Source organism: Gemmobacter nanjingensis (genome assembly GCF_014652195.1).
Classification (GTDB): domain Bacteria; phylum Pseudomonadota; class Alphaproteobacteria; order Rhodobacterales; family Rhodobacteraceae; genus Gemmobacter; species Gemmobacter caeni.
In genome coordinates this window covers 295,239-297,128 of sequence record NZ_BMYI01000001.1, presented here as the reverse complement: position 1 = coordinate 297,128, position 1,890 = coordinate 295,239, and the positions used below count along the sequence as shown (strand labels likewise).

General features: G+C 69.2%; 1 protein-coding gene. It reads left to right on the top strand.

Features of this window, described 5'->3' with window-relative positions; all coding sequences use genetic code 11:
* Nucleotides 1–9 precede the first annotated feature (9 nt).
* Nucleotides 10–1,890: phage tail tip lysozyme (locus IE126_RS01505; protein ID WP_229825158.1), on the top strand; the 1,881-nt coding region annotated here is incomplete at its 3' end.

The window sequence follows — 1,890 nt, the reverse complement described above, 5'->3', positions numbered from 1 at the left end:
GCGCACCGGATGCGCGCGCTGGCCCGGGCGGCGGCCGAGGCCGAACGCGACCGCCAGCGCGCGCTGAACGATATTGCCACCACCGGGCTGATGGACGGCTATGATGCCCGGCTCGCGGCCGAGCGCAATCCGCAGATGCGGGCGCAGATCGAGGCCGAAAAGGAATATGCGCGCCAGATCGCGACGGGGGCCGATGCCACGGTGGCGGCGGCCTCTGCCGAGCAGGTGCGCAGCCGGGCGCTGGCCGGGCTGCGTCAGGAACAGCTGGACGTCCTGCGCGGTCAGCAGGAGGCGGTGCAGCAGCTGCATCTGGAACTGGCGCTGGCCAGTCAGACCGAGGCCGAGCGGGCACGGGTGCTGGCGCTGGTGCAGGCGGAACGCGAGATCCGGGAGCGCGGCTTTGTGGGCGAGGAAGCGGAGGCGATCCGCCGCAACGCTCTGGCACGGGCCGAACTGGCCCGGACCATTGAAGCGCAGGCCGATGCCTGGAAGCGGGTTCAGTCGGCGGGCGAGGATGCCATCGACAGCGTGCTGGACAAGCTGCGCGGCGGTGATCTGAAGGGCGCGCTGTCGGAGATGCTGGGCGAGATCGAGGGGATGTTCTTCGACCTCGCGGTGCGCAATCCGCTGAAGAACGCGATCTTCGGCACCGATCTCGGCACCTGGGGCGATGTCGGCGGCTGGTCGGGCATCTTCGGGCGGCTGACCGGCCAGAATCCGATCAACGAACGGGCGCTGGTGGCGCAGGCCACGGCGCCGGTGCACTCCATGTCGGTGACCGCCGCCACGGTGATGATCGGCGGGCCGGGCGTGGCCAACCTGCTCTCGGCCAGTACCGCCGGGGCGGTGGGCGGCTACGGCATGGCGGGTTCTGCGGGTCTTGGTGGCAGCGCCAATGTCCAGCAACAGGTCTGGGCCTTCTTCGCGGCCAAAGGCCTCGCACCGCATCAGATCGCGGCGATCATGGGCAATGCCTCTGCCGAAAGCGGGTTCAACCCGCTGGCGGTGGGGGATGGCGGCACGTCTTTTGGCCTGTTCCAGCATCATGCCGGACGGGGGCAGGCCCTTCTGGATTATGTCGGGGGGCAGGCCGGGCTTTCGAATGTGCAGGCGCAGCTGGAGTTTGTCTGGCAGGAACTGCTTTCCGGCGAGAACGGTGTCCTGAAGCGGCTGCAGGCGGCGCCGAACCTCCACAGCGCGACGCAGGCCTTTGTCGGCTACGAGCGGCCGCAGGGCTGGAGTGCCGCAAATCCGGCTGGTGCCATGCATTGGGATCAGCGCCTTGCGGCGGCCGAGGCGGCAATGTCGCGGTTCGAGGGCACTACGGACAGCGCGCAGGCGCAGCTGGGCCAGCTCGGGACCGGGGCGGCGCAGCTGGGGACCGGCCTGCAGACCTTTGGCGCCAATCTCGCGGGCACGCTGCAGGGGATCGGGGCGAGCTACGGGCCGGGCGGGGCCTTTGTCGGCGGCCTCCTGGGCGCGGGGCTGAACTGGCTGACCGGCGGCAAAGGCTATGAAGTGGGCGGCTGGACCGGGCCGGGTGCGACGACGGACGTGGCGGGCGTGGTGCATGCCGAGGAATATGTCTTCGACGCGGCGGCTACCCGTCGCATCGGGGTGGCGAACCTTGAGGCGATCCGCAAGGGCGCGATGCGGGGATATCGCGAGGGCGGCTATGTGATGGGTGGTCGGCCGCCGAGCCCGCCCCGTGCATCCGGCGACGCAGCCAATGAGGTGGGCGCGAGAGAGGGCGTGTCTCACACCTTCAACATCAATGTGACCGGAACCGGCAACCAGGAGGTGCGCGAAGGTGTGTTGATGGCCATTGAGGAAGCGTTCGACAGCTATGACCGCAACGTCTTCGCTGGTCGTGTCCGCAAGATCATCGAC